The organism is Pararobbsia alpina (genome assembly GCF_902859895.1).
Lineage (GTDB): Bacteria > Pseudomonadota > Gammaproteobacteria > Burkholderiales > Burkholderiaceae > Pararobbsia > Pararobbsia alpina.
This window is the reverse complement of the sequence record NZ_CADIKM010000022.1, coordinates 1-25,926: the sequence shown is the minus strand read 5'-3', so window position 1 is coordinate 25,926 and position 25,926 is coordinate 1. Positions and strand designations below refer to the sequence as shown.

General features: G+C 60.7%; 38 protein-coding genes. 2 read left to right on the top strand and 36 right to left on the bottom strand.

Annotated elements, in window-relative coordinates:
* Positions 1–66 precede the first annotated feature (66 nt).
* The 5 genes from msrQ to HV670_RS19420 all read right to left on the bottom strand — a co-directional run bounded on the left by msrQ (position 67) and on the right by HV670_RS19420 (position 6,331).
* Positions 67–738 (bottom strand): protein-methionine-sulfoxide reductase heme-binding subunit MsrQ, encoded by a 672-nt coding sequence (msrQ, locus tag HV670_RS19440; protein WP_175106561.1) that lies wholly within the window; start codon positions 736–738, stop codon positions 67–69.
* 111 nt (positions 739–849) lie between these two features.
* Positions 850–1,827, bottom strand: a complete 978-nt coding sequence (gene msrP / locus HV670_RS19435; protein WP_175106506.1) for a protein-methionine-sulfoxide reductase catalytic subunit MsrP — start codon at positions 1,825–1,827, stop codon at positions 850–852.
* Positions 1,828–2,086: 259 nt separating this feature from the next.
* Positions 2,087–3,304 carry a c-type cytochrome biogenesis protein CcsB gene (ccsB, locus tag HV670_RS19430; protein ID WP_175106505.1) on the bottom strand — a complete coding sequence of 406 codons (1,218 nt, stop codon included), beginning with the start codon at positions 3,302–3,304 and terminating at the stop codon, positions 2,087–2,089.
* A gap of 5 nt (positions 3,305–3,309) precedes the next feature.
* Positions 3,310–5,472: a cytochrome c biogenesis protein ResB gene (locus HV670_RS19425; protein WP_175106504.1), complete on the bottom strand. Its 2,163-nt coding sequence runs from the start codon at positions 5,470–5,472 to the stop codon at positions 3,310–3,312.
* Between the two features lie 193 nt (positions 5,473–5,665).
* A complete protein-coding gene (locus HV670_RS19420) occupies positions 5,666–6,331 on the bottom strand; it encodes a c-type cytochrome (protein ID WP_175106503.1) in 666 nt (221 codons plus the stop codon).
* Between the two features lie 183 nt (positions 6,332–6,514).
* Here HV670_RS19420 and yihA point away from each other — a divergent pair, with 183 nt between their 5' ends.
* A complete protein-coding gene (gene yihA, locus HV670_RS19415) occupies positions 6,515–7,195 on the top strand; it encodes a ribosome biogenesis GTP-binding protein YihA/YsxC (RefSeq protein WP_175106502.1) in 681 nt (226 codons plus the stop codon).
* Between the two features lie 242 nt (positions 7,196–7,437).
* Positions 7,438–8,436, top strand: a complete 999-nt coding sequence (gene hemB / locus HV670_RS19410) for a porphobilinogen synthase (RefSeq protein ID WP_175106501.1) — start codon at positions 7,438–7,440, stop codon at positions 8,434–8,436.
* A 1-nt stretch (position 8,437) separates the two neighbouring features.
* On the opposite strand, the gene dsbD is transcribed toward hemB, so the two are convergent.
* The 31 genes from dsbD to HV670_RS19255 form a co-directional block, all read right to left on the bottom strand.
* On the bottom strand, positions 8,438–10,474 hold the full coding sequence (gene dsbD / locus HV670_RS19405) for a protein-disulfide reductase DsbD (protein ID WP_246257711.1): 2,037 nt from the start codon (positions 10,472–10,474) through the stop codon (positions 8,438–8,440).
* Between the two features lie 278 nt (positions 10,475–10,752).
* Positions 10,753–11,148, bottom strand: coding sequence for a 50S ribosomal protein L17 (gene rplQ / locus HV670_RS19400; protein ID WP_175106500.1), 396 nt, complete (start codon positions 11,146–11,148; stop codon positions 10,753–10,755).
* Positions 11,149–11,280: 132 nt separating this feature from the next.
* A complete protein-coding gene (locus HV670_RS19395; RefSeq protein WP_121090743.1) occupies positions 11,281–12,258 on the bottom strand; it encodes a DNA-directed RNA polymerase subunit alpha in 978 nt (325 codons plus the stop codon).
* Positions 12,259–12,455: 197 nt separating this feature from the next.
* Positions 12,456–13,079 carry a 30S ribosomal protein S4 gene (gene rpsD / locus HV670_RS19390; protein ID WP_175106499.1) on the bottom strand — a complete coding sequence of 208 codons (624 nt, stop codon included), beginning with the start codon at positions 13,077–13,079 and terminating at the stop codon, positions 12,456–12,458.
* Positions 13,080–13,307: 228 nt separating this feature from the next.
* The gene (rpsK, locus tag HV670_RS19385) at positions 13,308–13,712 is read right to left on the bottom strand and encodes a 30S ribosomal protein S11 (protein WP_121090741.1); all 405 of its coding nucleotides are present in this window, start codon (positions 13,710–13,712) and stop codon (positions 13,308–13,310) included.
* A gap of 25 nt (positions 13,713–13,737) precedes the next feature.
* Entirely contained in the window at positions 13,738–14,103 is a 366-nt protein-coding gene (gene rpsM / locus HV670_RS19380; RefSeq protein WP_175106498.1) for a 30S ribosomal protein S13, read from the bottom strand.
* A gap of 39 nt (positions 14,104–14,142) precedes the next feature.
* Positions 14,143–14,259, bottom strand: a complete 117-nt coding sequence (gene rpmJ / locus HV670_RS19375) for a 50S ribosomal protein L36 (RefSeq protein WP_004199844.1) — start codon at positions 14,257–14,259, stop codon at positions 14,143–14,145.
* A 20-nt stretch (positions 14,260–14,279) separates the two neighbouring features.
* The gene (gene infA, locus HV670_RS19370) at positions 14,280–14,498 is read right to left on the bottom strand and encodes a translation initiation factor IF-1 (RefSeq protein WP_003264140.1); all 219 of its coding nucleotides are present in this window, start codon (positions 14,496–14,498) and stop codon (positions 14,280–14,282) included.
* Between the two features lie 25 nt (positions 14,499–14,523).
* Positions 14,524–15,864 carry a preprotein translocase subunit SecY gene (secY, locus tag HV670_RS19365; protein ID WP_175106497.1) on the bottom strand — a complete coding sequence of 447 codons (1,341 nt, stop codon included), beginning with the start codon at positions 15,862–15,864 and terminating at the stop codon, positions 14,524–14,526.
* Positions 15,865–15,911: 47 nt separating this feature from the next.
* The gene (gene rplO, locus HV670_RS19360; RefSeq protein WP_175106496.1) at positions 15,912–16,346 is read right to left on the bottom strand and encodes a 50S ribosomal protein L15; all 435 of its coding nucleotides are present in this window, start codon (positions 16,344–16,346) and stop codon (positions 15,912–15,914) included.
* Between the two features lie 17 nt (positions 16,347–16,363).
* Positions 16,364–16,546: a 50S ribosomal protein L30 gene (gene rpmD, locus HV670_RS19355; RefSeq protein ID WP_175106495.1), complete on the bottom strand. Its 183-nt coding sequence runs from the start codon at positions 16,544–16,546 to the stop codon at positions 16,364–16,366.
* A gap of 12 nt (positions 16,547–16,558) precedes the next feature.
* Complete coding sequence (gene rpsE, locus HV670_RS19350; protein ID WP_175106494.1) at positions 16,559–17,077, bottom strand: 30S ribosomal protein S5; 519 nt, start codon at positions 17,075–17,077, stop codon at positions 16,559–16,561.
* 10 nt (positions 17,078–17,087) lie between these two features.
* Entirely contained in the window at positions 17,088–17,453 is a 366-nt protein-coding gene (rplR, locus tag HV670_RS19345) for a 50S ribosomal protein L18 (protein WP_175106493.1), read from the bottom strand.
* Between the two features lie 11 nt (positions 17,454–17,464).
* The gene (rplF, locus tag HV670_RS19340) at positions 17,465–17,998 is read right to left on the bottom strand and encodes a 50S ribosomal protein L6 (RefSeq protein WP_175106492.1); all 534 of its coding nucleotides are present in this window, start codon (positions 17,996–17,998) and stop codon (positions 17,465–17,467) included.
* 20 nt (positions 17,999–18,018) lie between these two features.
* Positions 18,019–18,414, bottom strand: a complete 396-nt coding sequence (gene rpsH, locus HV670_RS19335; protein WP_175106491.1) for a 30S ribosomal protein S8 — start codon at positions 18,412–18,414, stop codon at positions 18,019–18,021.
* 14 nt (positions 18,415–18,428) lie between these two features.
* Positions 18,429–18,734: a 30S ribosomal protein S14 gene (gene rpsN / locus HV670_RS19330; protein ID WP_175106490.1), complete on the bottom strand. Its 306-nt coding sequence runs from the start codon at positions 18,732–18,734 to the stop codon at positions 18,429–18,431.
* A 7-nt stretch (positions 18,735–18,741) separates the two neighbouring features.
* Positions 18,742–19,281, bottom strand: coding sequence for a 50S ribosomal protein L5 (gene rplE / locus HV670_RS19325; RefSeq protein WP_175106489.1), 540 nt, complete (start codon positions 19,279–19,281; stop codon positions 18,742–18,744).
* Between the two features lie 16 nt (positions 19,282–19,297).
* A complete protein-coding gene (gene rplX / locus HV670_RS19320) occupies positions 19,298–19,606 on the bottom strand; it encodes a 50S ribosomal protein L24 (RefSeq protein WP_175106488.1) in 309 nt (102 codons plus the stop codon).
* A gap of 9 nt (positions 19,607–19,615) precedes the next feature.
* The gene (gene rplN, locus HV670_RS19315; RefSeq protein ID WP_175106487.1) at positions 19,616–19,984 is read right to left on the bottom strand and encodes a 50S ribosomal protein L14; all 369 of its coding nucleotides are present in this window, start codon (positions 19,982–19,984) and stop codon (positions 19,616–19,618) included.
* A gap of 333 nt (positions 19,985–20,317) precedes the next feature.
* Entirely contained in the window at positions 20,318–20,590 is a 273-nt protein-coding gene (gene rpsQ / locus HV670_RS19310; protein WP_175106486.1) for a 30S ribosomal protein S17, read from the bottom strand.
* Positions 20,587–20,781 (bottom strand): 50S ribosomal protein L29, encoded by a 195-nt coding sequence (gene rpmC / locus HV670_RS19305; protein ID WP_175106485.1) that lies wholly within the window; start codon positions 20,779–20,781, stop codon positions 20,587–20,589. Before rpmC ends, rpsQ begins: the two co-directional genes overlap by 4 nt.
* A gap of 13 nt (positions 20,782–20,794) precedes the next feature.
* The gene (gene rplP, locus HV670_RS19300; RefSeq protein ID WP_175106484.1) at positions 20,795–21,211 is read right to left on the bottom strand and encodes a 50S ribosomal protein L16; all 417 of its coding nucleotides are present in this window, start codon (positions 21,209–21,211) and stop codon (positions 20,795–20,797) included.
* A gap of 2 nt (positions 21,212–21,213) precedes the next feature.
* Entirely contained in the window at positions 21,214–22,032 is an 819-nt protein-coding gene (gene rpsC / locus HV670_RS19295) for a 30S ribosomal protein S3 (RefSeq protein WP_175106483.1), read from the bottom strand.
* Between the two features lie 11 nt (positions 22,033–22,043).
* Positions 22,044–22,373, bottom strand: a complete 330-nt coding sequence (gene rplV / locus HV670_RS19290) for a 50S ribosomal protein L22 (RefSeq protein ID WP_175106482.1) — start codon at positions 22,371–22,373, stop codon at positions 22,044–22,046.
* Between the two features lie 11 nt (positions 22,374–22,384).
* The gene (rpsS, locus tag HV670_RS19285; protein WP_175106481.1) at positions 22,385–22,660 is read right to left on the bottom strand and encodes a 30S ribosomal protein S19; all 276 of its coding nucleotides are present in this window, start codon (positions 22,658–22,660) and stop codon (positions 22,385–22,387) included.
* Between the two features lie 10 nt (positions 22,661–22,670).
* Positions 22,671–23,498 (bottom strand): 50S ribosomal protein L2, encoded by an 828-nt coding sequence (gene rplB / locus HV670_RS19280; RefSeq protein ID WP_175106480.1) that lies wholly within the window; start codon positions 23,496–23,498, stop codon positions 22,671–22,673.
* Positions 23,499–23,500: 2 nt separating this feature from the next.
* Positions 23,501–23,815, bottom strand: coding sequence for a 50S ribosomal protein L23 (gene rplW, locus HV670_RS19275; protein WP_175106479.1), 315 nt, complete (start codon positions 23,813–23,815; stop codon positions 23,501–23,503).
* Entirely contained in the window at positions 23,812–24,432 is a 621-nt protein-coding gene (gene rplD, locus HV670_RS19270) for a 50S ribosomal protein L4 (protein WP_175106478.1), read from the bottom strand. The genes rplW and rplD overlap by 4 nt, the downstream gene beginning before the upstream one ends.
* Positions 24,432–25,091, bottom strand: coding sequence for a 50S ribosomal protein L3 (gene rplC, locus HV670_RS19265; protein ID WP_175106477.1), 660 nt, complete (start codon positions 25,089–25,091; stop codon positions 24,432–24,434). The genes rplD and rplC overlap by 1 nt, the downstream gene beginning before the upstream one ends.
* 190 nt (positions 25,092–25,281) lie before the next feature.
* Positions 25,282–25,593, bottom strand: coding sequence for a 30S ribosomal protein S10 (gene rpsJ, locus HV670_RS19260; RefSeq protein ID WP_175106476.1), 312 nt, complete (start codon positions 25,591–25,593; stop codon positions 25,282–25,284).
* 223 nt (positions 25,594–25,816) lie between these two features.
* On the bottom strand, positions 25,817–25,926 hold a 110-nt coding region (locus tag HV670_RS19255), incomplete at its 5' end, for an EF-Tu C-terminal domain-related protein (protein ID WP_484555933.1).

The following is a 25,926-nucleotide window of genomic DNA, read 5'->3' as shown; positions in this document are numbered from 1 at the left end:
GACAGGACATCCGGATCGCGAGATGCGATCCGCGGCGGGGGCGCTCGCGCAATGCGCCCCGCGCTTCTAGGCCGCTCGCGCCGCCTTGCGGCGCGCGAGCAACGCCCATACGATCCGAAAGCCCAATAGCACCGCGACGATCGTTGCATAGATCTGCGGCAGCTCGAGGTCGTTCTTGCCAGCCCTCATCCACCAGAAGTGCAGGATCGCAAGCACTGCAATCGCATAGATCGCGCGATGCAGTGTCTGCCAGCGACGTCCGAGCTTGCGCACGGCCGCCTGGAACGACGTGGCCGCGAGCGGGATCAGCAACAGGAACGCACCGAAGCCGACCGTGATGAACGGACGCTTGATCACGTCCTTGACGATCGCATGCAGGTCGAACCACTGGTCGAGCCAGAAATAGGTCGTGAAGTGGAGCAGCGCGTAGAAGAACGCGAAGAGCCCGAGCATCCTGCGCAGGCGGATCAGCTCCGCGCGCCCCGTCAATCGGCGCAGTGGTGTGACAGCCAGCGTGATGCAGAGAAACACGAGCGTCCAGAGCCCGGTCGAGCGCGTGATGAACTCGATCGGGTTGGCGCCGAGCTGGCCGGTCACGCCGAACAGGATCAGGCGCGCAAGCGGATATAGCGAGGCCATGAAGACCACGATCTTCGCAATCACGAGCTGGCGCGGCGTCACGGGAGCCGCGCGACGCGCCCCGGCCGTCACGCGCGGCGACGCTGTGGGTGTCGCCATGCCGGAAGTGGAAGGCATAGCGCTTTTCGGTGCACGGGCCGCACCCTGAAGTGCGCCCTGAGGTTCAACTTGTGGCTCGTTCATCGCGGCATCGTCGTCAATACGTCTTCGTCAGTAAAACTTCCTCAGATCCATGCCCTGATACATCGACGCGACCTGTTCCCCATAGCCGTTGAACATCAAGGTCTTGCGCTTCTGCGTGAAAAACCCGTCTTCACCGATGCGCCGTTCGGTCGCCTGACTCCAGCGCGGGTGGTCGACTTCCGGGTTCACGTTCGAATAGAAGCCATACTCGTTTGGCGCATACGTGTTCCAGCTCGTCGGCGGCTGCTTGTCCACGAAACGGATCGTCACGAGCGACTTCGCGCTCTTGAAGCCATATTTCCATGGCACGATCACGCGCACCGGTGCGCCATCCTGCTTCGGCAGCACCTGCCCATAGAGCCCGACGGTCAGCAACGTCAGCGGATTCATCGCCTCGTCCATCCGCAGCCCCTCGGAATAAGGCCAGTCGAGAATATGCGACGACAGGCCAGGCATCTGTTTCGGATCGGCGAGCGTGACGAACTGCACGTATTTCGCGTTGCCGGTCGGCTGAGCACGCTTGATGATTTCCGACAGCGAAAAACCGATCCACGGAATCACCATCGACCAGCCCTCGACACAGCGCAAGCGATACGTGCGCTCCTCGAGCGGCGCGAGTTTCAGGATGTCGTCGATACCGTAGGTTTTCGGATTGTGGATCTCGCCCTCGACCGAGACGGTCCACGGGCGCGTCTGCAGGGTATGCGCGTTCTTGACCGGGTCGCCCTTGTCGGTGCCGAACTCGTAGTAGTTGTTGTAGCTTGTGATGTCCTGCAGCGAGGTGCGCTTGTCGGGCACCTGAAACTTCGGGTTCGGCTGGGCCGCGAGCTTCGCGTCGTCGACCGGCGCGTTGGCAGCATGGGCCCGCGGTGCCAGCGCGAGACCCGCCGCACTCATACCGGCCGCGAGCAGCAGTTGGCGGCGGCGCTCGAACGTTGGCTGCGGGGTGATCTCGCTCGCGGCGATATCGCTGCCATCGCGGCGGGTCGATGTCTTGATCAGCATGGTCTTTGTTCCTTGATCGATACGTCCTGCGTGTTCCGGCTTGGTCGGAGTTTCGACTCGGACCTTACATCGCTCGTTCGTGCGCGATCGATGAAAAAATCACAAAAAAAACGGGTCACAACGCGCTTTGCGCGCACGGGCACGGCGAAAAAAAACCGCCGTACAACTGAGTGTACGACGGTTCTCTTGATGGCATCGTCGAGCGATTCCCATGCAGTCGCGGCACGATCCCGCCATGCCGCGATGCCGCATCGCGCCCTTACAGTTTTCCGTAGCTATGCAATCCCGAGAGGAACATATTGACGCCGAGGAACGCGAAGCTCGTCACAACCAGCCCCGAGAGCGCCCACCATGCCGCGACCGAGCCGCGCAGGCCCTTCATCAGCCGCATATGCAGCCACGCCGCATAGTTGAGCCAGACGATCAGCGCCCAAGTTTCCTTCGGGTCCCAGCTCCAGTAGCCACCCCAGGCCTGAGCGGCCCAGAGCGCGCCGAGAATGGTCGCGACCGTGAAGAATGCAAAACCGACCGCGATCGACTTGTACATGACGTCGTCGAGCACGGCGAACGTCGGCAGGCGGTCCGCGAGGACGTTACGCTCCTTGAGCAGATAGGCCACCGACACCATTGCCGCCAGCGCAAAGCAGCCATAGCCGATGAAGTTCGCCGGGACGTGGATCTTCATCCACCAGCTTTGCAGCGCGGGCACGAGCGGCTGGATCTGCTGGGCGTCGCGCGCGGCCGAATACCACGTCAGGAACCCGACTGCCGCGCTGATCACGAGCAGCACGAAGGCACCGAGCGCTCGCGTCTTGTAGTGCTGCTCGTAGTACAGATAGAACAGCGCAGTGATCAGGCAAAACAGCACGAATACTTCATACAGGTTCGAAATCGGAATATGGCCGACATCGGCACCGATCAGATAAGACTCGTACCAGCGGACCATCAGACCAACAAAACCCATCAGCACCGCAGCCCAGGTCAGGCGTGAGCCGATGCTGGTGCCGACCGGCGAGCGCGCCAGCATGCCGATCCAGTAGAACAGCGTCGCGAAAATGAACAGCGCGCTCATCCACAGGATGGCCGATTGGCTCGACATCAAGTATTTGAGGAAGAACACCGTCTCGGCCCGGCCGAGATCGCCTTGATAGAGCTGGATCGCGCCGATCGAAATCGCGGCGATCAACACCATCAGCGGCCGGACAGGTTTCCAGCGCCAGCCGAGCACGGCGAAGGTCGGCACCGCACAGACCATCACGAGCTTGTCGTAATAGTTCATGTGCGCGTGGTAGCGGTTCAATGCGAATCCCGCGCCGGCAATCAGCAGGGCGGCGAAGACCCAGTCAAACACGGTCAGGCTGGCGAAAAACGATCGCTTGACCGGACGCTGGCGCCGCATCGGCGCTCCGGGCGAAGCGGATTCGTTGAGTGCGCCGTGGCGGGCGGGTTGGGGTAAAGACGAGTGCGTAACTTCCATGGCGTTCACTTGGTGAGGGTCGTCTGATCGGGAGACCCGTCTGACGAGCCCAGTTCGTCACCGACCGCACGGCGCAGGTCGGCAAATTCCTTCTCAAAATCGAGCGTGCGACGTGCCGTGGACATGGCCATCAGCACAGCGGTTCCCGCAGCCGTCTCCTTAATCCAGAACCAGACTCGGCGTTCGCGCACGAAAAACATCGCGAAGACGCCGATCACCAGGAGCAGGCTGCCAAGATACACGATTTTTTTGCCCGGGGTGCGCGAGAGCTGGAACACGGAGGCTTGCACCTGCTGGAACGAGTCGAGCTGGAGGAATACCGGCGCGCCGTAGAAAAAGCTATCGGAAAGCGCATTGATCGACAGACGCACGAAGCGCGTGCCGTCCTCACCCTGCGGCAGCGGGGGTTCGCCGGCCTTCTGGCGCGAGAGCTGCCAAAGGTCCCAGACCGAACCCTCGAGCATGCGTAGCAGGAGGTCGGCCGCCTTCGGCTGTTCCGCACGCGGAACCGAATGATCGATGAATGCGGCAACGGCCGCAAAGCCGCCCGCGGTGCCTGGCAGGGGCTTGCCGTCCGGGCCGTTCACCGGTGTCGCGCCGGCGAACAGGTTCATCACGCGCTCCGCGCTTTCGCGCAGATGGTCGCGCAGCTCCGGATTGGCGGGATCGGCCGCGCGGGCCGCAAACGACTGGGCCGCGGCCGCACGCATCTGCGGGTCGGCGAGCGCGGCGCGCAGGAGCATCCAGTCCTTGACGCTGCCGTTGGCATCGGCCGGAATCCGCAGGTAGCGGAACGGGTCCGCTTCATCCGCGCGCACGCCCGCCAGGAACACGGACTCTCCATCGATCTGAAGCGGCACCATGTAGTTGTTGAACTGCCGGGCCTGGCCGTCGCGGCCGCGGATCTTGTACTGGATCGATGGCCCGACATTGTGCAGATTCATCGGTTTGGACGACTTCGCGCCCGAGCCGAGCCGGGCATCGAATGCCTGTTGAAGCGATTCGTGCGCGACACCGCGCACATCGGTCTTGCCCGAGGCATCGGTAAGGTTTTCGACGTTGATCGCGCGGAAATCACTGAACTCGATCGTGTCGCCCGTGTTGCCGGGCAGCGGCGTACTGCCACCGATCAGTCCGGTCAGGGGGATCGGCTTCGCGTCGTCGCCGCTCATCGGGAACGCGCTGACGTGCATTCTCGAACCGCCGTCCTCGAAGCTCGACTGGTAGATCGACACACCATCATAGGTGAACGGCTCGTTGACCTTGACGCGCGCCGGCACGCGCGCACCGGTCTTGTGGTCGATCACCACGATGTCGCTCGCGAACAGCTTCGGCATGCCCGTCGAGTAGTAGTCGACGATGAACTTGTTCAGCTGGATCGAGAACGGCAGGTCCTGGATCATCGAACCCTCTGGCTCGTTCAGGATGACGGTCGAGACGTTCTGCCCCTCGGGCACCCAGGCATTGCCGCGGAACGTGATGTTCGACGGCGGCAGGCGGTGCTCGGGCCCGATCGAGTCGATCACGCTGTTGCCGCGAATCGGCGTCTTGTCGCCGAGCCACATCTGGAGCCGGATCGGCAAATTGCTGTCGAGCAGGCCGCCGATACAGATCACGACGATCGCGACGTGCGCGAAGATGTAGCCGAGCTTGGTGAACGCGCCGCGCTTGGCCGCGATCAGCGTCGCACCGTCGGCGTCCTTGAGCCGGTAGGCGTAGCCGTTCTCCGCGATCAGCGTGGCCAGATGCGCGGCAACCTCGGTGCGCGAGGCGCTCGAGGTGAACTCACCCTTGTGATGAAAGGCCCGCAGGCTGCCTTCGCGGACCTTGTCCTTCCAGTTGCGCATGTCCGCGATCATCTTCGGGCCATTTCGCATGACGCAGAGCGACAGCGAGATGACGAGAAAGATCAGGATCAGCATGAACCACCACGCGCTGTAGACCGTGAACAGGCCCAGCGAGCGGAAGATGTCGGCCCAGAACGGACCGAACTGATTCACATAGTTCGGATAGGGATCGGACTGGGTAAGCACCGTCCCGACAATGCTCGCATTCGCGAGAATGACCAGCAGGCTGATCGCAAAACGCATCGAGCTGAATAACTCGATGGCGCTGCGCCACGCTCGGTGGCCAAACCGGATTTCTATCCCGGAGGTGGTGACACTCATTACTGCTCCAGCACTCAAAGGAAAAGGGTGGGCGCGCCCATGTCTCGATTGGCGCGCTGCACCCTTTTTTTGTCTTTCTATCCATCGGCCGTCCCGGCCTCTTCAGACCGGAACGCTAAGCCACTACTACAGGCGCGCTTCAAGGCCGGCAGTCTACGCCTGCTTTGTTACGGCGTCGCGCTATGTCTTCAATTCAATGCAACCCAGCCGCGTAATCGGCGACCGCCTTGATCTCATTGTCGGTCAAACGCAATGAAATGGCCGTCATCGGCGCGCTGTCGTTACGCGTGCCATGCTGGAACGCAGCCAGTTGCGCGACCGTATAGTCCTGCCACTGTCCCGACAGGCGCGGATACTGCGTGGGTACCCCGGCGCCGGTCGCGCCGTGACAGCTCGCACAGGCTGGTACGCCCTTCTCGCTGATACCACCGCGCCAGATCTTCTCGCCGAGCGCAATGGTCGCCGGATTCTTGGCGGCGCCCGGCTTGGGTGTCTGCGTCGAGAAATACTCCGACACGTTGCGCATGTCCTGATCGGTCAATGCGCTGGCCATGCCGAGCATGATGGGGTTCTGCCGTTGAGGCGCCTTGGCGCCCGGCTGCTTGACGAAGTCCTTCAGCGCTTTGTAAAGATACTCAGCGTGCTGGCCGGCGAGCTTCGGAAAGGCCGCGCTCGGGCTGTTGCCGTCCGCCGCATGGCACGCTATGCAGACCGTCGTTGCGATCTGTTGCCCCCGGCTTACATCCACTTTTGCCGGTGCGGCCGGCTCCGCGGCAAAGGCCGACGATCCCGCGATGATCCCCGCCAAACCTGCCACCACGACCTGCGATACCAAAAAAGTCTTGCACCGTCGGTTCATCGCACACCTTGTTCTTGTGAGGAAATGAGGTTCTGCAACATCGCCTGCGATTGGGTGCCCGGCCCCGTGGGCGGTCCCTTCGGGCTTCGAGTAAACATCTGCATTGTACAATAGCGGTCGATTACCCCCGGCGCGCCAGCGCGCCTTTATGGGTGGGTGAAAACCCGCCCCCAACGGCCCTCCATGCGCTCTTTTCTGCTTCATCGCTCCCGTTTCCTGACGACGGTCAATCATTTGCAGGACCTGCCGGCGACGGTGCGTCCCGAAGTCGCCTTCGCGGGACGCTCAAATGCGGGCAAGTCCACCGCGATCAATATCCTGTGCAATCAGAAGCGTCTCGCCTTCGCGAGCAAGACCCCCGGCCGCACGCAGCACATCAACTATTTCTCGATCGGTCCGGAAGACGAACCGGTGGGTTATCTGGTCGACCTGCCCGGCTATGGCTATGCGCAAGTGTCCGGCACCGCGAAACTGCACTGGCAGCATTTGCTCAGCGATTACCTGCACGCCCGCCATCAATTGCGCGGCCTCGTGCTGATGATGGATTCGCGGCGCCCCTGTACCGATCTCGACATGCAGTTGATCGACTGGTTTGCGCCGACGCGCAAGCCGATCCTCGTGCTGCTCACCAAGTCCGACAAGCTCACGCGCCAGGAAAGCATCAATGCCTTGCGGCAGACTCGCAAGACGCTTGAGGAATATATGCCGCACACGGGCGAAGGCGAGCGCTTGCTGACCGTGCAATTGTTTTCCGCATTGAAGCGAGTCGGGCTCGAGCCGGCTCACGATGTAATCGAAAACTGGATTGCGCCCGTCGAAAAGCCAGTCGATGGTGCATCAGATGGCGGGATTATTGCGACATGAGTTATGTAGTCGACCCATACTCGAATATCGTGAAGATGAGATTTCACGATAAGAATAAAAAAACCCGCCGTGAGACACGGCGGGCTAACAGCCTAATCGTAAAACGACAGGCACCCGCTCAGGGAGGAGAAGCGGGGGGTGTCACACCTTAGTGAGATACCCGGTCGGTATCATATACCAAGCATTCGGAAAGTTCTTTAGACCTCTCCTCGGATTTGATGACTTCTTAATAGCGAGTTTCAATGAGCGTTTTTCCACTCCATCGTCCCCGCCGGATGCGGCGTGATGACTTTTCCCGTCGTTTAATGCGGGAAAATCGCCTGAGCACCGACGATCTGATTTATCCCGTCTTTATCGTCGAAGGCACGAAAGTTCGTCAGGCGGTACCCTCGATGCCCGGCGTCGAGCGCGTCTCGGTCGATCTGCTGATGCAGGTGGCGCAGCAATGCGTCGAACTCGGGGTGCCGGTGATTTCACTTTTCCCGGCGATCGAACCTTCGCTGAAAACACTCGACGGAATCGAGGCGACTCGCGCCGAAGGCCTCGTGCCGCGCGCAGTGCGCGAGCTCAAGAAGCACTTTCCCGAACTCGGCGTGCTCACCGACGTTGCGCTCGACCCGTACACGAGCCATGGACAGGACGGCGTACTCGACGAGAGCGGCTATGTGATCAACGACGTCACGACCCGCATTCTTGTCGAACAGGCCCGCGTTCAGGCGGAAGCCGGTGTCGACATCGTCGCGCCGTCCGACATGATGGATGGCCGGATCGGCGAGATCCGCGACATGCTCGAGGAAAGCGGCCATATTCATACGAAGATCATGGCGTATGCGGCCAAGTACGCGTCGGCGTTCTACGGGCCATTCCGCGATGCGGTGGGCTCGGCCGCGAACCTCGGCAAGAGCAACAAGATGACCTACCAGATGGACCCGTCGAACAGCGATGAGGCCCTGCGTGAAGTCGCCCTCGACATCGACGAAGGCGCCGACATGGTGATGGTCAAGCCCGGCATGCCCTACCTCGATATCGTGCGCCGCGTGAAGGACGAGTTCAGCTTCCCGACCTACGTCTATCAGGTCAGCGGCGAATACGCGATGCTCAAGGCGGCCGCGCAGAACGGCTGGCTCGATCACGACAAGGTCATGATGGAGTCGCTGCTCGCGTTCAAGCGCGCGGGTGCGGATGGCGTGCTGACTTATTTCGCGCTCGATGCGGCGCGGCTGCTGAAGCAGCAGGGCTGATTCAGGTCGCCTTGGCCGGGTCTCCCGGCTTCGGCGCGGGACCGAATGCACGGTCGAGGCTGCGCAGGAACACGTCGGCCGACTGGAAGCCGACCACACGCAGGGCCTTGACTTCACTGCCCTGCCGGTCGAAGAAGATGATGCCCGGCGGCCCGAACAGCGAGAACCGCTTGAGCAGCGCCTGGTCGTCCGCATTGTTGGCCGTCACGTCGGCGCGCAGCAACTGCAGTTGGACAAGCCGTGCGTGCACGCGCGGGTCGCTGAACGTGAACTTCTCCATCTCGCGGCAGCTTACGCACCAGTCGGCATAGAAATCGAGCATCGAGGGCCGCTGCGCGGTGCTCACCGCGATGTCGAGCGCAGCGCTCGTCGCAACCGGCGCGAATGCGAGGGTGGCCGCATTCGCGGTCGCGGCGCCGGACCCTGTCCCATTCGCGCCAGAACCACCGCTGGTGAACACGCCCAAGGGTGCGAGCGGATCGCGCGAGCCGCCCGCGACGCCGACCAGCTGGATGATGGCGAGCGCCGTCAGCACCAGCCCCGCTCCCCTGCCGATTCGCCAGCCCGTCGCGCCTTTCACCGGCGGCGCCGATTCGAACGTACCGAGCAGCGAGGCGGCGATGAGCGCCCACAAAGCGATCGCGAGCATCGTCACCCAGTTCGGCAGGACCGGATAGACGATGTAGAGCGCCACCCCGAGCAGCAACATGCCGAACACGCGCCTGACCGATTCCATCCATGTGCCTGCGCGGGGCAGCAGCGCCCCCGCACCGGCTCCGACGACCAGCAGGGGTACACCGATACCCAAGGCCATCGCGAACAGCGCTGCGCCCCCGAATGCCGCATTGCCGGTCTGCGCGATGTAGGCGAGGACGGCGAATAGCGGCGCGGTCATGCAGGCCCCCACGACGAGCGCTGACAGAGCGCCCATCACGAACACGCCGGCCAGCTGGCCGCCGCTCGCGCGGCGGGCCGCGCCATCGACGCGGCTTTGCCAGGCGGCCGGCATCTGCAGTTCGTACAGGCCGAACATCGACAGGGCGAACGCGACGAGCAGCAGGCCGAATGCGCCAAGCACCCACGGGTTCTGCAGCCATGCTGCCAGCGAGGCGCCGGCGAGGCCTGCGGCCACGCCGAGAATCGCATAGACACAGGCGGATCCCAGCACGTAGGCGATCGCGAGCACGAAGCCGCGCGAGCGTGTGGTTTGCGCGCCTTGGCCCACGATGATCGAAGCCAGGATCGGAACCATGGGCCAGCTGCAGGGCAGCAGGCTCAAGCCGATCCCGATCAGGAAGAAAGCGCCGAGCGCGTACGGCCAGCTATGGCCGGCAAGCAGGCGCTCGGCTGTCCCCTCGGTCTGCAGCGCGTCCTGGAGACTGCTTGCCGATGACGGTGCGGCGCCGGATTGCAAGGCCGCGTCGGTGCCCGTGCCGGCGTTCGTGCCTGCAGCGGGCGCCTGAACCGCCGGCGAAGCGTTCGCACCACGGGCCGTGTCATCCGCATCCGGCGCGAGCGGCGTACTGTCCGACTGCGCGGACAGGCTGGTGGAAGACGTGGGCGCCGCCTGAAAGACCGCTCCCGCCACATGGACCTTGTGCTGTATCGGCGGATAGCAAATGCCCGCGTCCGCGCATCCCTGCGAGGTCACAACGAGATCGAACGGGGCCGCCGCATTGACCACCGGCACGTGAATGACGATATCGCCGCGATAAGTCTCGACGGTCTTTTCCAGCGTGGGATCGAAATGGCTTTGCGATGCCGGGAAAACCGCATCGCCGAGCTTCGCGGTGGCGCCCGATACCTCGAACGCGAACCGCTCGCGGTACAGGTAATACCCCTTGGCAATCGCAAAATGAATATCGACTGCGCCCGGTTGCTCTTCGCTCGTGAACTTGAACGCGACTTCGGGATCGAGAAAATCATCCGCATGCGCCGAACCGACCATACCGGAAGCCATGAAGCTCAATCCGAGAATCAGTACGGCGAGAAAGCGTGTGCAGAAATCTTTAACCATGGAGAGCAAAGGGGGTTCCATTTGGGGCGCGATTGACATCGTGACGGGTTCGGCACGGCGCGGACTCCTTTCATCGACAAAATCCGCCCGTGCGAACCGCCTGACGCGGGTCATGCGAGATCTGACCGGATCGTACCACCGCTGATCAAACATGTTGCGCGACCCAATGACGCACGCTGGCCAACCGATGGTCTCGCGGGCCCCAAAACAAAAAAGGCCAGGCAAAAGCCTGACCTTCTTCAGAGACCGCTTGGAAGCCCAAACCCGAGTCCAAACCCGGGCTCGAACTTCAGCCGACTTTATTCGGCGTCGACCACTTCTTCGCCTTCGACCGGTTCCGGACGATCGAGCAGTTCGACCAGCGCCATCGGGGCGTTGTCGCCCTGACGGAAACCGAACTTCAGGATGCGCAAATAACCACCCGGGCGCTTTTCGAAACGCGGGCCGAGCACGTCGAACAGCTTCGCCACCGAGTCACGGTCGCGCAGACGGTTGAATGCCAGGCGGCGATTCGCGAGCGACGGCTTCTTGCCGAGCGTGATCAGCGGTTCGACGACCTTACGCAGTTCCTTCGCTTTCGGCAGCGTCGTCTTGATGACTTCGTGCTCGATCAGCGAGTTGGACATGTTACGGAGCATTGCCAGACGGTGGCTGCTGGTCCGATTCAGCTTACGCAAACCATGACGGTGACGCATGATGATTCCTTTAACTCAAGTTTTCGAGCCAGCTCTTCTATTGCGTCGACATGACGCACGGGCCGGTGATGTTTCTAAAAAGGGTGGAAACCCGCACCCTCGGGTGCCGATTTCCTCCACGCCTGCATTTTATTACTTGTCCAGCCCTGCGGGCGGCCAGTTTTCGAGCTTCATGCCGAGCGTCAGACCACGGGAAGCGAGCACTTCCTTGATCTCGTTGAGCGACTTGCGACCCAGGTTCGGGGTCTTCAGCAACTCGTTCTCGGTGCGCTGGATCAGGTCGCCGATGTAATAGATGTTCTCGGCCTTCAGGCAGTTCGCCGAACGAACCGTCAACTCGAGATCGTCGACCGGGCGCAGCAGGATCGGATCGATCTGCGGTGCACGCGACGGCGCTTCGGCGGCCGTTTCCGTACCTTCGAGCGCGGCGAACACGTTGAGCTGGTCGACCAGGATACGAGCCGACTGGCGGATCGCTTCTTCCGGCGAAATCACGCCGTTGGTCTCGATGTTCATGACGAGCTTGTCGAGGTCGGTACGCTGTTCGACACGGGCCGACTCGACCGCGTAGCTCACGCGGCGCACCGGCGAGAACGAAGCGTCGAGCACGATGCGGCCGATCACCTTGACCGAGTCTTCGCCGAAGCGACGCACATTGCCCGGTACATAACCGCGGCCTTTCTCGACCTTGATCTGCACGTCGAGCTTGCCGCCCTTCGACAGATGGGCCACTACGTGATTCGGGTTGATGATCTCGCAGTCGTGCGGCACTTCGATTTCGCCCGCGGTCACGACACCTTCGCCATCCTTGCGCAGCGTCACCGTGACTTCGTCGCGGTTGTGCAGCTTGAAGACGATGCCCTTCAGGTTCAGCAGCAGGTTGACCACGTCTTCCTGCACGCCGTCGATCGTCGAATACTCGTGCACGACGCCCGCGATCGTCACTTCGGTCGGCGCGTAGCCGATCATCGACGATAGCAGCACGCGGCGCAGCGCGTTGCCAAGGGTGTGACCGTAGCCGCGTTCGAACGGCTCCATCACGACTTTGGCGTGGTTGTCACCCAACGCTTCGACGGCGATGATCTTGGGCTTCAACAGACTGGTTTGCATAGGTTTTCCTTTTCAATACCCTCGGCTCGTTACACCGATAAGGCTGACGGGATGACAACCTGAATGAACTGCCGAGGGCTTCGCTCGCGCGGGGGGCCGGCATGCCGCAACAAAGGCCACATCGAAATGTGGCCCCGCTACGCACCGAAGGGAAAGACGGATCCTCGCGATGAGGTGTGCCTCGGCGGACGATTCAATTACCGCGAATACAATTCGACGATCAGGCTTTCGTTGATATCGCCGGCGATGTCCGAGCGGTCCGGCACTTGCTTGAACGTACCTTCGAGCTTCTTCGCGTCGACCGCCACCCAGCTCGGCAGGCCGACTTGCTCGGCCAGCGACAGGGCTTCGGCGATACGGACCTGCTTCTTCGCCTTTTCGCGAATCGAGATCACATCGCCGGGCTTGACCTGCATCGACGGAATGTTCGACACGACGCCGTTCACGACGATCGAAGCATGGCTCACGAGCTGGCGCGCTTCAGCGCGCGTCGAGCCGAAGCCCATCCGGTAGACGACGTTGTCCAGGCGCGTTTCGAGCAACTGGAGCAGCGTTTCGCCGGTATTGCCCTTGCGACGGTCGGCGTCAGCGAAGTAGCGGCGGAACTGGCGTTCGAGCACGCCATAGATACGCTTGACCTTCTGCTTCTCGCGCAACTGCGTGCCGTAGTCCGACGTACGGGCACCCGACGTGCGGCCATGCTGGCCCGGCTTGCTGTCGAGCTTGCACTTGTCGGCGAGCGAGCGGCGTGCGCTCTTCAGGAAAAGATCGGTGCCTTCACGGCGGGAAAGCTTGGCCTTGGGGCCGGTATAACGTGCCACGTTGATTTCCTTGGTAGTTCGCGCAAGCCCGAGGCCGGCGCTAGTCCATCCTCGACGGGATGAACGGTGGGCTTATGAAAAGCAAGGCCGCGCATGCACGGCCTTTCTGCACACCGCCGGACGAGCCGGCCATGCAACGATTCGCAGGGCGAGAACCTGAGTCCTGACCCTGCTCGGACAGACAGCCTCCCGGGCGGCATCAAAAGACGCCGCGCCGCGAGGTAAAACTTAGATGCGACGACGCTTCGGCGGACGGCAGCCGTTGTGCGGCACCGGCGTCACATCGGAGATCGCGGTGATCTTGATACCGAGGCCGTGCAATGCACGAACCGCGGATTCACGACCCGGGCCCGGACCCTTGATGCGAACTTCAAGGTTCTTGACACCGTATTCGAGCGCAACCCGGCCGGCCGACTCAGCGGCAACCTGCGCAGCGAACGGCGTCGACTTGCGCGAGCCCTTGAAGCCCTGGCCGCCGGACGTTGCCCATGCGAGCGCATTGCCTTGACGATCAGTGATCGTGATGATCGTGTTGTTGAACGATGCGTGAACGTGAACAACGCCCTCAGCAACGCTCTTCTTCACTTTCTTGCGAACGCGTTGCGCCGCAGAGTTGTTCTGAGCCTTAGCCATTACCTTTTCCTGTAACTATCAGTGCTTACTTCTTCAGCGACTGTGCGGCGCGGCGCGGACCCTTGCGAGTACGTGCGTTGGTGCGGGTACGTTGACCATGCACCGGCAGACCCTTGCGGTGACGCACGCCACGATAGCAGCCGAGATCCATCAGCCGCTTGATGTTCATGGTCACTTCGCGGCGCAGGTCGCCTTCGACGACGAACTTGCCGACCTCTTCACGCAGCTTTTCAAGATCTGCGTCGTTCAGGTCTTTGACCTTTTTCGAGACCGGCACGCCAGTCGTCGCGCAGATCGTACGAGCGCGAGTGCGGCCAATACCAAAGATCGCCGTCAAGCCGATCTCGGTATGCTGATGGTTCGGGATGTTAACCCCTGCGATACGAGCCATTGTTGTTCCTCAAACAAAAAGCGCAAAAAAGCGCGGCGCTCAGCCTTGGCGCTGTTTGTGACGCGGATCCGAGCTGCAGATCACGCGCACGACACCCTTGCGCTTGATGATCTTGCAATTGCGGCAGATTCGCTTAACCGATGCCATCACTTTCATGATATTACCCTTTTTCTAACTCACTTCGCCCGGAACACGATCCGCGCACGCGACAAATCGTAGGGCGTCAACTCTACCGTGACCTTGTCGCCGGGAAGAATGCGGATGTAGTGCATCCGCATCTTTCCGGAAATGTGACCCAACACGACATGGCCGTTTTCCAGCTTCACTCTGAACGTCGCATTCGGAAGGTTCTCCAGAACCTCACCCTGCATCTGGATTACATCGTCTTTTGCCATATGTTCGTAAGCTCAAGTCCCACGCTCAACGAAGCGGGAGGTTTCCGCCCTTGAAATTGGCTTTCCGAAGCAGCGACTCATACTGTTGCGACATCACGTAAGACTGCACCTGTGCCATGAAGTCCATCGTGACGACGACGATGATCAGCAGCGACGTTCCACCGAAGTAGAAGGGCACATTCCAACGCAGCACCAGAAACTCCGGCAGCAGACACACGAGTACGATGTAGATCGCACCCGCCAGTGTTAGTCGCGTCAGGATCTTGTCGATGTAGCGAGCGGTTTGGTCACCCGGGCGAATACCCGGGACGAACGCACCACTTTTCTTCAAGTTGTCGGCCGTTTCCTTGCTGTTGAACACCAGTGCGGTGTAGAAGAAGCAGAAGAAGACAATCGCCAACGAATACAAAATCACATACACCGGCTGTCCGGGGGCCAACGTGTTCGCGACATCGTGCAGCCAGCTCATTCTGCTGTCCGGACCCGAACTGAACCAGTTCGCGATGGTTGCCGGAAACAGGATGATCGACGACGCGAAGATCGGCGGAATCACACCCGACATGTTCAGCTTGAGCGGCAGGTGCGAAGCCTGACCGCCGTAAATCTTGTTGCCAACCTGCCGTTTCGCATAGTTGACCAGAATCTTTCGCTGGCCGCGTTCGACGAATACCACCGCGAACGTCACACCCGCAATCAGCAGCACCACGATGATCGCCGACAGGATGCTCATCGAGCCGGTGCGAACCAGTTCGAACAGCCCACCGATCGCATTCGGCATACCTGCCGCGATCCCGCCGAAGATGATGATCGAAATACCGTTGCCAAGACCGCGCTCGGTAATCTGCTCACCCAGCCACATCAGGAACATCGTGCCGGTCACCAGCGTCACGACCGCCGTCAGACGGAACAGCATGCCCGGCTCGGTCACCAGGCCCGGCTGACTTTCAAGCGCAACGGCAATACCGAGCGCCTGGAACGTTGCGAGACCCACCGTAAAGTACCGCGTGTACTGCGTAATCTTCCGCTGACCCGACTGCCCTTCCTTCTTCAACGCCTCGAGCTGCGGCGACACGATCGCCAGCAACTGCATGATGATCGACGCCGAAATGTACGGCATGATGCCCAGCGCGAACACGGTGAAGCGCGACAGCGCACCGCCCGAGAACATGTTGAACATCCCGAGGATGCCGCCCGACTGGCTTTGGAACAGCTTCGCCAGTTGGTCCGGATCAATCCCCGGCACCGGAATGTGCGCACCGATGCGATACACGAAAAGAGCCAGCGCCAGGAACACCAGGCGCCGACGCAAATCGCCATACTTCGCTGCGGACTTGCCGGCCTTCGCGAGAGTCGGGCTGTTAGCCAAATGCTTTCTCCGAGCTGTTGCCTGAAGCGTGGTCGATGTCGCCGTCTTTACTCGGCGATCGAGCCACCCGCTGCTTCAATCGCAGCGCGTGCACCCTTCGTTACGACCAGACCCTTGAGCGTCACCTTGCGCTTGATCTCGCCGGTAGCAATCACGCGTGCGCTCGTGAAGAGCACACCCAGAATGCCAGCTTGCTTCAACGCGATCAGATCGATCTCGTCGACAGGCAGCTTTTGCAGGTCCGACAGGCGCACTTCACCGACGAATTCGTGCGTCAGCGAGAAGAAGCCACGCTTGGGCAGACGACGTTGCAGCGGCATTTGACCGCCTTCGAAGCCCACCTTGTGGAAACCACCCGAACGCGACTTCTGGCCCTTGTGACCGCGGCCGGCAGTCTTGCCCAGGCCGGAGCCGATACCACGGCCTACCCGGCGCTTCGCATGCTTCGCGCCTTCAGCCGGTTTCAGAGTATTCAATTCCATGTTCATTCCTCGCCGGCTTAGCCGATCACTTTCACAAGGTACGAAACCTTGTTGATCATGCCGCGCACCGAAGGCGTGTCCTGCAACTCGGAAACCGAGTTGACGCGGCGCAGGCCCAGACCGACCACGGTGGCACGGTGCGATTCGCGGGTACCGATCAGACTCTTGACGAGCTGAACTTTGACGGTTTTCTCTGACATATTGATCACCTATCAGCCCAGGATATCTTCAACCGACTTACCGCGCTTCGCTGCGATGTCACCCGGCGTCGACTGCTTGCGCAGACCGTCGAGCGTTGCACGAACGAGGTTGTACGGATTGGTCGAACCGTGGCTCTTCGCCACGACGTTCTGCACACCCATCACGTCGAACACTGCGCGCATCGGGCCGCCGGCGATCACGCCGGTACCGTCTTTCGCGGGTGCCAGCAGGACAGCCGAAGCGCCATGCTTGCCGTGAACTTCGTGTTGCAGCGTGCCGTTCTTGAGCGGCACCTTGAACATATTGCGGCGGGCCTGTTCCATTGCCTTCTGAACGGCAACCGGAACTTCCTTCGCCTTGCCCTTGCCCATGCCGATACGGCCATCGCCGTCGCCGACCACCGTCAGTGCGGCGAAACCGAGAATCCGGCCGCCCTTCACGACTTTGGTCACGCGATTGACCGCGATCATCTTCTCGCGGAGGCCATCATCGCGTTCGTCGGCCTGAACTTTCGCTTGCATCTTTGCCATGACGAATCCTTTAGAACTTGAGTCCGGCTTCACGCGCGGCGTCGGCGAGAGCCTTCACGCGGCCGTGATAGCGGAAACCCGAGCGATCGAATGCGACGGACTCGACACCGGCGGCCTTCGCTTTTTCAGCGATACGCTTGCCGATCAACGAGGCTGCGGCGGTGTTGCCGCCCTTGCCGGTCTGGCCGGCGAGCTCGGCGCGCACTTCCGCTTCGACGGTCGAGGCGGCTGCCAGCACTTGCGTGCCGTCCGCCGAGAAGACCTGAGCGTAAATATGCGTGTTGGTCCGATGCACTGCCAACCGGTGCACTTGCAGCTCGGCGATCTTGATCCGGGTCTGCTGTGCGCGGCGCGTACGAGATTGCTTCTTATCCATGATCGGCACCTTTACTTCTTCTTGGTTTCCTTGAGGATCACAACCTCGTCGGCATAACGCACACCCTTGCCCTTGTAAGGCTCAGGGGGGCGATAACCGCGCACCTCGGCGGCCACCTGGCCAACCTGCTGCTTGTCGATCCCTTTGATAATAATTTCCGTCTGCGTCGGCATCTCGGCCTTCACACCTGCCGGCATCGCATGGATGACGGGGTGCGAGAAGCCCAGCGACAGGTTCAGCTTGTCGCCTTGCACTTGTGCACGATAACCAACGCCAACCAGCGTGAGCTTGCGCTCGAAGCCGGTCGTGACACCCTTGACCATGTTTGCAATCAGCGCGCGCATCGTGCCCGACATCGCGTTCGCTTCACGGCTTTCATCTGCCGGCTGCAACGTCAGCGTGCCGTTGTCGTTCGCAACCTTCACAAGCGGATTCATCGCTTGCTTGATCGTGCCCAGCGGGCCCTTGACGACGATTTCAGCATCCGACAACGTCACTTCCGCGCCCTTCGGCACGGCGATCGGGCTCTTACCTACTCGAGACATAGCTTCTTCTCCTTAGGCCGTTAAGCGACGTAGCAGATAACTTCGCCGCCGACACCCGTTGCGCGAGCCTTGCGATCGGTCATCACACCCTTCGGGGTGGAGACGATGGCAACGCCGAGGCCATTCATGACCTGGGGAATGTCGTTACGGCCCTTGTACACGCGCAGACCCGGGCGCGAAATACGCTCGAGACGCTCGATAACCGGACGGCCGGCATAGTACTTCAATGCGATCTGCAACTCGGCCTTCGCACCATCCGCCTTGATGGCGAAATCCTCGATATAGCCTTCGTCCTTGAGGACTTGCGCGATCGCGACCTTGACCTTCGATGACGGCATCGCGACGCTGACTTTCTCAACCATCTGCGCGTTGCGGATGCGAGTCAGCATGTCGGCGATAGGATCACTCATGCTCATTTACGTATCTCCTATTACCAGCTTGCCTTAGTCAGGCCGGGGATCTCGCCGCGAAACGCGATTTCGCGAATCTTGTTACGCGCCAGGCCGAACTTGCGGAAAGTACCGCGGGGGCGGCCGGTCAGTGCGCAGCGGTTACGCTTGCGAGTCGGGTTTGCGTTGCGCGGCAGCTGCTGAATTTGCAGCCGTGCGTCATAACGCTCTTCGTCCGACTTGCCGCTGTCGTCGATGATCGCCTTGAGGGCAGCGCGCTTGGCAGAATACTTCTGCACCAAACGGGCGCGTTTCTTTTCACGTTCGATCAGAGCCAGTTTAGCCACGTTAACCTCAGTTTCTGAACGGGAACTTGAAGCTGGCGAGCAGTGCCTTGGCTTCTTCGTCGGTCTTCGCAGTCGTCGTGATGCTGATGTTCAGCCCACGGAGCGCGTCGATCTTGTCGTAATCAATTTCGGGGAAAATAATCTGCTCTTTCACACCGATGTTGTAGTTGCCGCGACCGTCGAATGCACGACCCGAGACACCGCGGAAATCGCGCACACGCGGCAGGGCCACGGTCACGAAACGGTCCAGGAATTCGTACATCGTCTGGCCACGCAGGGTGACCATCGCGCCGATCGGATAGCCCTGACGGATCTTGAAGCCGGCAATTGCCTTGCGCGCCTTCGTGATCACCGGCTTCTGGCCCGCGATCTTCGTCAGATCGCCCACCGCGAGTTCGATGACCTTCTTGTCCGCCACTGCTTCGCCAAGGCCCATGTTCAGGGTGATCTTGGTGATACGCGGGACTTCCATGATCGACTTGTACCCGAACTTCTTGGTCAGTTCGGGAACGATCGTTTCTTTATAGATTTCTTGCAAACGTGCCATTTGTCACTCCGCAGCGTCAGGCGCTAAGGGTCGCACCGGTCGTTTTCAGAAAGCGAACCTTCTTGCCTTCCTCGACCTTGATGCCAACGCGCGACGCCTTGCCGTTCGCGTCGACGAGCGACACGTTCGAGATATGCAGCGGCATCGACTTGCTTTCCACGCCGCCGGTCGTCCCTTTCATGGGGTTCGGCTTGACGTGCTTCTTGACGAGGTTCAGGCCCTCGATCGTAACCGTGTCGCCGTCAATGGCCAGCACGTTGCCGCGCTTGCCCTTGTCTTTACCGGCGGTCACGATCACTTCATCACCTGTGCGAATCTTTTTCATCGCGACTCCTTACAGCACTTCCGGCGCTAGCGAAACGATCTTCATGAAACGCTCAGTACGCAGTTCACGCGTGACCGGCCCGAAAATGCGCGTACCAATCGGCTCAAGCTTGGCATTGAGCAACACAGCTGCATTGCCGTCGAACTTGATCAGCGAGCCATCCTGGCGACGCACGCCCTTCGCCGTGCGAACGACGACGGCGTTGTAAATTTCGCCCTTTTTCACGCGCCCACGCGGCGTTGCTTCCTTGACGGTCACCTTGATGATGTCGCCAATGCTGGCATAACGACGCTTCGAGCCGCCGAGCACCTTGATGCACAGGACTTCGCGTGCACCCGTGTTGTCGGCCACTTCAAGCCGAGTTTCGGTCTGGATCATGGTTTGTCTTTCCCAACTTAATCCGGCACCGCCACCATTGGCTTAGCCGGTCAGTCTTGGTCCCGTCAGCCGTGAGGCTGCTTGGGTTGAACAGCAGCGACGGCAGACGAAACCGCCATCGCAATCAGGTGAATCTCGATGCGAATGACTCCGCATCGCTTGCCCCACCACATCGCCCGCGACGGGGCTCCCTCTTTGAGATTCGAGGGAAGAGCGAAATCATAGCAGAAGATATCCGCCCCGCCACATCTTTTTTAGAATCAGCGGCTTTGCACCGCCGATTCCTTACCACAACCGCTTTGCAGCTCAGCCGCTTTACAACCCTTCTACCGCTTAGATCACGCGCGCAGCTTCGAGCAGGCGCGACACGGTCCAGGCCTTCGTCTTGGAAATCGGACGAGTTTCCTGAATTTCAACGAGATCACCTTCGTTGTACGTGTTCGCGTCATCGTGCGCGTGATACTTCTTCGAACGGACGACGTACTTGCCGTAGATCGGGTGCTTGACCTTATGCTCGACGAGCACGGTCACGGTCTTGTCCATCTTGTTGCTGACGACCTTGCCGACCAGCGTCCGCTTGAGCGAGGTTTTTACGCTATCGTTCATTTTTGGCTCGCCTTCTCGGTCAACACGGTCCGGACACGCGCGATGTCGCGGCGCACCTTCTTCAGCTGGCTCGTGTTACCGAGTTGCTGGGTGGCCAACTGCATGCGCAGACCGAATTGCGCCTTCAAAAGATCCGACAGCTCTTGGTTCAGAGCCGAATGGTCCTTGGCGCGAAGTTCAGATGCTTTCATGGCTATCTCTCCGTCAGGTGCCGAGTTGGCGGACGATGAACGCCGTCTTCAGCGGCAGCTTGGCTGCAGCCAGACGGAACGCTTCGCGTGCCAGTTCTTCGGTTACACCATCCATTTCATACAGCATTTTGCCCGGCTGGATTTCGGCAACGTAGTACTCGGGATTGCCCTTACCGTTACCCATCCGCACTTCGGCCGGCTTCGTCGAAATCGGCTTGTCCGGGAAAATGCGAATCCAGATGCGGCCGCCACGCTTGATGTGGCGGGTCATCGCGCGACGCGCGGCTTCGATCTGACGTGCGGTCAGGCGGCCACGAGCGAGCGACTTCAGGCCGTACTCGCCGAACGACACGGCATTGCCGCGCGTTGCGACGCCGGTGTTCCGGCCTTTCTGCTCTTTACGGTACTTTCTGCGTTTCGGTTGCAGCATGCTTATTCTCCAGACTTCGCGTCGGTGCCGGCGCCACGGCGCGGAGCACCCGCACCGCCGCCACCACCACCACGGCGTTGACCCGGACCACCGCCTTCGCCATCACGGCGCGGACGGCGATCGCCACCCGGACGTGCGTTACGGCGAGGACGCTTTTCTTCAGCGGTTTCCTCGACGACCGGCGCATCGTTGCGGCCAAGCGTGTCGCCCTTGTAGACCCACACCTTGACGCCGATGATCCCGTACGTCGTCTTCGCTTCCGAAGTCGCGTAGTCGATGTCGGCGCGCAGCGTATGAAGGGGCACGCGACCTTCGCGATACCACTCGGTACGTGCAATTTCGATCCCGTTCAGGCGACCGGCGCTCATGATCTTGATGCCCTGGGCACCGAGACGCATGGCGTTTTGCATCGCACGCTTCATCGCGCGGCGGAACATGATCCGGCGCTCGAGCTGCTGGGTGATCGAATCGGCAATCAGTTGAGCATCGGTTTCCGGCTTGCGGATTTCCTCGATGTTCACGTGGACCGGCACACCCATGCGGCGTTGCAACTCCGACTTGAGCAGTTCGATGTCCTCGCCCTTCTTGCCGATCACGACGCCCGGACGCGAGCTGAAAATCGTGATGCGTGCATTCTTGGCCGGACGCTCAATGATGACGCGACCGACCGAGGCGTTCTTCAGCTTCTTCTTCAAGAAGTCGCGAACGCCGATGTCTTCCTGCAGCATGCCCGCAAACTGGGTGTTGTTCGCGTACCAACGCGATGCCCAGTTGCGGCTGACGGCCAGACGGAAGCCAGTCGGATGAATTTTCTGTCCCATCGTATGACCCCTTAATTCCCAACCGTCACAGTGATGTGACAGGATTGCTTCTCGATGCGGTTGCCGCGGCCTTTCGCACGTGCGGTGAAACGCTTCAGCGAGGCAGCCTTGTCGATGTAGATCGTCTTGATCTTCAGCTCATCGATGTCGGCGCCTTCGTTGTGCTCCGCATTCGCGATCGCAGACAGCACGACCTTTTTCACGATACCAGCAGCTTTCTTCGGCGAGAACGTCAGAACGTTCAACGCCTTGTCTACCGGCAAACCGCGGATCTGGTCGGCCACAAGGCGCGTTTTCTGCGCCGAGATGCGAGCACCGCGATGAATTGCTTTGACTTCCATCTCATTGCCCCTTATTTCTTGGCCTTCTTGTCGGCTGCGTGACCCTTGAACGTACGGGTCAACGCAAACTCGCCAAGCTTATGACCGACCATGTTTTCCGAGATATAAACCGGAACATGCTGGCGACCATTGTGAACTGCGATGGTCAGACCGATGAAGTCCGGCAGAATCGTCGAACGACGCGACCAGGTTTTGATCGGCTTCTTGTCACGCGTCGATGCGGCCGCCTCAACCTTTTTCAGCAAATGGGCGTCGCAGAACGGACCTTTTTTAACAGAACGTGCCATTGCCTACTCCTTAACGCTTGTGACGGCGCTGGACGATCATCGTCGTCGTGCGCTTGTTGCGACGGGTGCGATAGCCCTTCGTCGGCGTGCCCCACGGGCTCACCGGATCGCGACCAGCCGCGGTCTTCCCTTCACCACCGCCGTGCGGGTGGTCGACCGGGTTCATCACGACGCCTCGGACGGTCGGGCGAATACCGCGCCAGCGGTTCGCACCGGCCTTGCCGATCTGGCGCAGGCTATGCTCTTCGTTGCCGACTTCACCGATCGTTGCGCGGCATTCGATGTGCACGCGGCGAATTTCGCCGGAGCGCAGGCGAACCTGCGCGTACGTACCTTCACGAGCCAGCAACATCGCCGACGTCCCGGCCGAGCGCACCATCTGCGCGCCCTTGCCTGGCAACATTTCCACACAGTGAATCGTCGTACCGACCGGAATATTGCGAATCGGCAGCGTGTTGCCTGCGCGAATCGGCGCTTCCGAGCCCGACATCAGCGTCTGGCCGACCGTCAGGCCCTTCGGGGCGATGATGTAGCGGCGTTCGCCGTCTGCGTAGCAAACCAGAGCGATGTTCGCGCTGCGGTTCGGATCGTATTCGATCGTCTCGACCTTTGCCGGAATGCCGTCCTTGTCGCGACGGAAATCGACCATACGGTAGTGGTGCTTGTGACCACCGCCCTTATGACGGGTCGTGATGTGACCGTTGTTGTTACGGCCTGCGTTCTGCTTTTGCTTGCTCAGCAGTGCGGCGTGCGGGGCGCCCTTATGGAGGTCCTTGTGGACCACCTTGATCATCCCGCGACGGCCTGGCGAGGTCGGTTTGACTTTAACGAGTGCCATGATTACTTGGCCTCCGCTTCAAAGTTGATTTCCTGGCCCGGCTTCAGGCTGACGTACGCCTTGCGCACATCCTTGCGGCGGCCCATGAAACGGCCGAAACGCTTTGCCTTGCCCTTGACGTTCAGGACTTGCACGGACTGGACTTCGACCTTGAACATCAGTTCGACGGCCGCTTTCACTTCCAGCTTGGTCGCATCGGGAGCGATTTCGAACACGACTTGCTCGTTCTTGTCGGCTACCAGCGTCGCCTTTTCCGAGATCACCGGCGCGCGCAGAACCTGCAGCAGGCGGTGATCGTTTTTGCGAAGTTCGGTCATGACAGCAACTCCTCGATCTGAGCAACCGCAGCCTTCGTGACCAGGATCTTCTTGAAGTGGATCAGTGACAGCGGGTCGGCGAAACGCGGCTCGACAACTGCGACGTGCGGCAGGTTGCGGGACGCGAGGTACAGGTTCTCGTCGACCGTGTCGGTGATGATCAACACGGAATCGAGGCCCATCGCCTTGAATTTCTCCGCGAGCAGCTTGGTCTTCGGTGCTTCGAGCTTGATATCCTCGACCACCAGCAGACGGCCTTCGCGAGCCAGTTGCGACAGGATCGAGCAGACCCCTGCGCGGAACATCTTCTTGTTGACTTTGTGCGTGAAGTTTTCTTCCGGCGAATTCGGGAAGATCCGACCGCCCCCGCGCCACAACGGGCTCGAGGTCATACCGGCACGCGCGCGGCCGGTGCCTTTCTGGCGCCACGGCTTCTTGGTCGAGTGCTTGACTTGCTCGCGGTCCTTCTGCGCACGATTACCACTGCGTGCGTTGGCCTGGTAGGCCACGACGATCTGGTGGATCAGCGCTTCGTTGTAGTCACGGCCGAACACGACGTCCGATGCGCTGACGCCCGTGCCTTCCTGACCTTGTTCGTTCAGGAGCTTAAGTTCCATTATTGCGCTCCTTTCGACACGCGGGCCTTGACGGCCGGCGTCACAAAAACCTTGCCACCCTTCGCGCCCGGCACTGCACCCTTGACGAGCAAGAGGCTGCGGTCCGCGTCGATGCGAGCGATTTCGAGGTTTTGTACGGTCGCGGTTGCATCGCCCAGGTGACCGGTCATGCGCTTGCCCGGGAACACACGACCCGGATCCTGCGCCATACCGATCGAGCCCGGCACATTGTGCGAGCGCGAGTTACCGTGGGATGCGCGGCCAGACTTGAAGTTGTGCCGCTTGATCGTACCGGCGTAGCCCTTACCGATCGACACGCCTTGCACGTCGACTTTCTGGCCCACAGCGAAGAGATCGACACCGACCACTGCGCCGTTCGACAACTCGGCGGCCTTGGCGGCATCAATGCGGAATTCCTTGAGAACTTCACCGGCTTCGACGCCGGCTTTGGCGAGGTGGCCTGCCGCGGGCTTGGTCACACGCGATGCGCGACGCTTGCCGAAGGCCACCTGCACGGCTGTGTAGCCGTCAGTTTCTACAGTCTTGATCTGCGTCACGCGGTTGTCGGACACGTCGAGCACGGTAACGGGAATCGAGTCCCCATCCGCCGTGAAAATACGCGTCATCCCAACCTTGCGACCTACGAGTCCAAGGCTCATCGTTTTCTCCATTCCCGACTGCGATTGGTCAGGGCTAAAGTCCAAAATGCCGCGCCTGGGCGCGGCCTTTTTTCAAGCTTCTTTCGTCACGGAATGACGAACAGCCGTGCATTATAGCCAGGCCTTTTGTTTTCCGCAAGCAATCAAAGACTTACGGCGTCGTGACTTTCATCACGGCGCCGCTCAAAACTTATTGCAGCTTGATTTCGACGTCGACGCCTGCGGGCAGGTCGAGCTTCATCAGCGCGTCGACCGTTTTATCGGTCGGATCGACGATGTCCATCAGGCGTTGGTGCGTACGGATTTCGAACTGGTCGCGCGAGGTCTTGTTGACGTGCGGCGAGCGCAGGATGTCGAAGCGCTGGATGCGGGTCGGCAGAGGGACCGGGCCGCGCACGATCGCGCCAGTCCGCTTCGCAGTGTCGACGATTTCGGCGGCCGACTGATCGATCAGGCGGTAGTCGAATGCTTTCAGGCGAATGCGGATCTTCTGGTTCGGCATGATGCTTCCTCAAAGAGCAAGGCGACAGGTAAAGGATGTCGCCGGGTTGGCAAAAGAGCATAGGGCGATCATGTCGATCGCCCCAGGTACAGCCTCTAATACGTTCAGTACTGCTTCAATACAGTGCGTGCGACTACTGTACGGCTACAACGGGTCCCGCAGCAAAGTCGCGGGCAAGGCGCGCATTGTACGCGCCTTTTTCCGCGCTTGCCCGGTTTACCTCTTAGGCGATGATCTTCGCGACCACGCCAGCGCCGACGGTACGGCCGCCTTCGCGAATCGCGAAACGCAGGCCTTCTTCCATCGCGATCGGGTGAATCAGCTTCACCGTGA

Bases quoted from the DNA above. Each gene is read 5' to 3' on its own strand.
- msrQ (WP_175106561.1), bottom strand. From the start codon at position 738: ATGGCGACACCCACAGCGTCGCCGCGCGTGACGGCCGGGGCGCGTCGC.
- msrP (WP_175106506.1), bottom strand. From the start codon at position 1,827: ATGCTGATCAAGACATCGACCCGCCGCGATGGCAGCGATATCGCCGCG.
- ccsB (WP_175106505.1), bottom strand. From the start codon at position 3,304: ATGGAAGTTACGCACTCGTCTTTACCCCAACCCGCCCGCCACGGCGCA.
- HV670_RS19425 (WP_175106504.1), bottom strand. From the start codon at position 5,472: ATGAGTGTCACCACCTCCGGGATAGAAATCCGGTTTGGCCACCGAGCG.
- HV670_RS19420 (WP_175106503.1), bottom strand. From the start codon at position 6,331: ATGAACCGACGGTGCAAGACTTTTTTGGTATCGCAGGTCGTGGTGGCA.
- yihA (WP_175106502.1), top strand. From the start codon at position 6,515: ATGCGCTCTTTTCTGCTTCATCGCTCCCGTTTCCTGACGACGGTCAAT.
- hemB (WP_175106501.1), top strand. From the start codon at position 7,438: ATGAGCGTTTTTCCACTCCATCGTCCCCGCCGGATGCGGCGTGATGAC.
- dsbD (WP_246257711.1), bottom strand. From the start codon at position 10,474: ATGGAACCCCCTTTGCTCTCCATGGTTAAAGATTTCTGCACACGCTTT.
- rplQ (WP_175106500.1), bottom strand. From the start codon at position 11,148: ATGCGTCACCGTCATGGTTTGCGTAAGCTGAATCGGACCAGCAGCCAC.
- HV670_RS19395 (WP_121090743.1), bottom strand. From the start codon at position 12,258: ATGCAAACCAGTCTGTTGAAGCCCAAGATCATCGCCGTCGAAGCGTTG.
- rpsK (WP_121090741.1), bottom strand. From the start codon at position 13,712: ATGGCTAAGGCTCAGAACAACTCTGCGGCGCAACGCGTTCGCAAGAAA.
- rpsM (WP_175106498.1), bottom strand. From the start codon at position 14,103: ATGGCTCGTATCGCAGGGGTTAACATCCCGAACCATCAGCATACCGAG.
- rpmJ (WP_004199844.1), bottom strand. From the start codon at position 14,259: ATGAAAGTGATGGCATCGGTTAAGCGAATCTGCCGCAATTGCAAGATC.
- infA (WP_003264140.1), bottom strand. From the start codon at position 14,498: ATGGCAAAAGACGATGTAATCCAGATGCAGGGTGAGGTTCTGGAGAAC.
- rplO (WP_175106496.1), bottom strand. From the start codon at position 16,346: ATGGAATTGAATACTCTGAAACCGGCTGAAGGCGCGAAGCATGCGAAG.
- rpmD (WP_175106495.1), bottom strand. From the start codon at position 16,546: ATGTCAGAGAAAACCGTCAAAGTTCAGCTCGTCAAGAGTCTGATCGGT.
- rpsE (WP_175106494.1), bottom strand. From the start codon at position 17,077: ATGGCAAAGATGCAAGCGAAAGTTCAGGCCGACGAACGCGATGATGGC.
- rplR (WP_175106493.1), bottom strand. From the start codon at position 17,453: ATGGATAAGAAGCAATCTCGTACGCGCCGCGCACAGCAGACCCGGATC.
- rplF (WP_175106492.1), bottom strand. From the start codon at position 17,998: ATGTCTCGAGTAGGTAAGAGCCCGATCGCCGTGCCGAAGGGCGCGGAA.
- rpsH (WP_175106491.1), bottom strand. From the start codon at position 18,414: ATGAGCATGAGTGATCCTATCGCCGACATGCTGACTCGCATCCGCAAC.
- rplE (WP_175106489.1), bottom strand. From the start codon at position 19,281: ATGGCACGTTTGCAAGAAATCTATAAAGAAACGATCGTTCCCGAACTG.
- rplX (WP_175106488.1), bottom strand. From the start codon at position 19,606: ATGAAAAAGATTCGCACAGGTGATGAAGTGATCGTGACCGCCGGTAAA.
- rplN (WP_175106487.1), bottom strand. From the start codon at position 19,984: ATGATCCAGACCGAAACTCGGCTTGAAGTGGCCGACAACACGGGTGCA.
- rpsQ (WP_175106486.1), bottom strand. From the start codon at position 20,590: ATGAACGATAGCGTAAAAACCTCGCTCAAGCGGACGCTGGTCGGCAAG.
- rpmC (WP_175106485.1), bottom strand. From the start codon at position 20,781: ATGAAAGCATCTGAACTTCGCGCCAAGGACCATTCGGCTCTGAACCAA.
- rplP (WP_175106484.1), bottom strand. From the start codon at position 21,211: ATGCTGCAACCGAAACGCAGAAAGTACCGTAAAGAGCAGAAAGGCCGG.
- rpsC (WP_175106483.1), bottom strand. From the start codon at position 22,032: ATGGGACAGAAAATTCATCCGACTGGCTTCCGTCTGGCCGTCAGCCGC.
- rplV (WP_175106482.1), bottom strand. From the start codon at position 22,373: ATGGAAGTCAAAGCAATTCATCGCGGTGCTCGCATCTCGGCGCAGAAA.
- rpsS (WP_175106481.1), bottom strand. From the start codon at position 22,660: ATGGCACGTTCTGTTAAAAAAGGTCCGTTCTGCGACGCCCATTTGCTG.
- rplB (WP_175106480.1), bottom strand. From the start codon at position 23,498: ATGGCACTCGTTAAAGTCAAACCGACCTCGCCAGGCCGTCGCGGGATG.
- rplW (WP_175106479.1), bottom strand. From the start codon at position 23,815: ATGACCGAACTTCGCAAAAACGATCACCGCCTGCTGCAGGTTCTGCGC.
- rplD (WP_175106478.1), bottom strand. From the start codon at position 24,432: ATGGAACTTAAGCTCCTGAACGAACAAGGTCAGGAAGGCACGGGCGTC.
- rplC (WP_175106477.1), bottom strand. From the start codon at position 25,091: ATGAGCCTTGGACTCGTAGGTCGCAAGGTTGGGATGACGCGTATTTTC.
- rpsJ (WP_175106476.1), bottom strand. From the start codon at position 25,593: ATGCCGAACCAGAAGATCCGCATTCGCCTGAAAGCATTCGACTACCGC.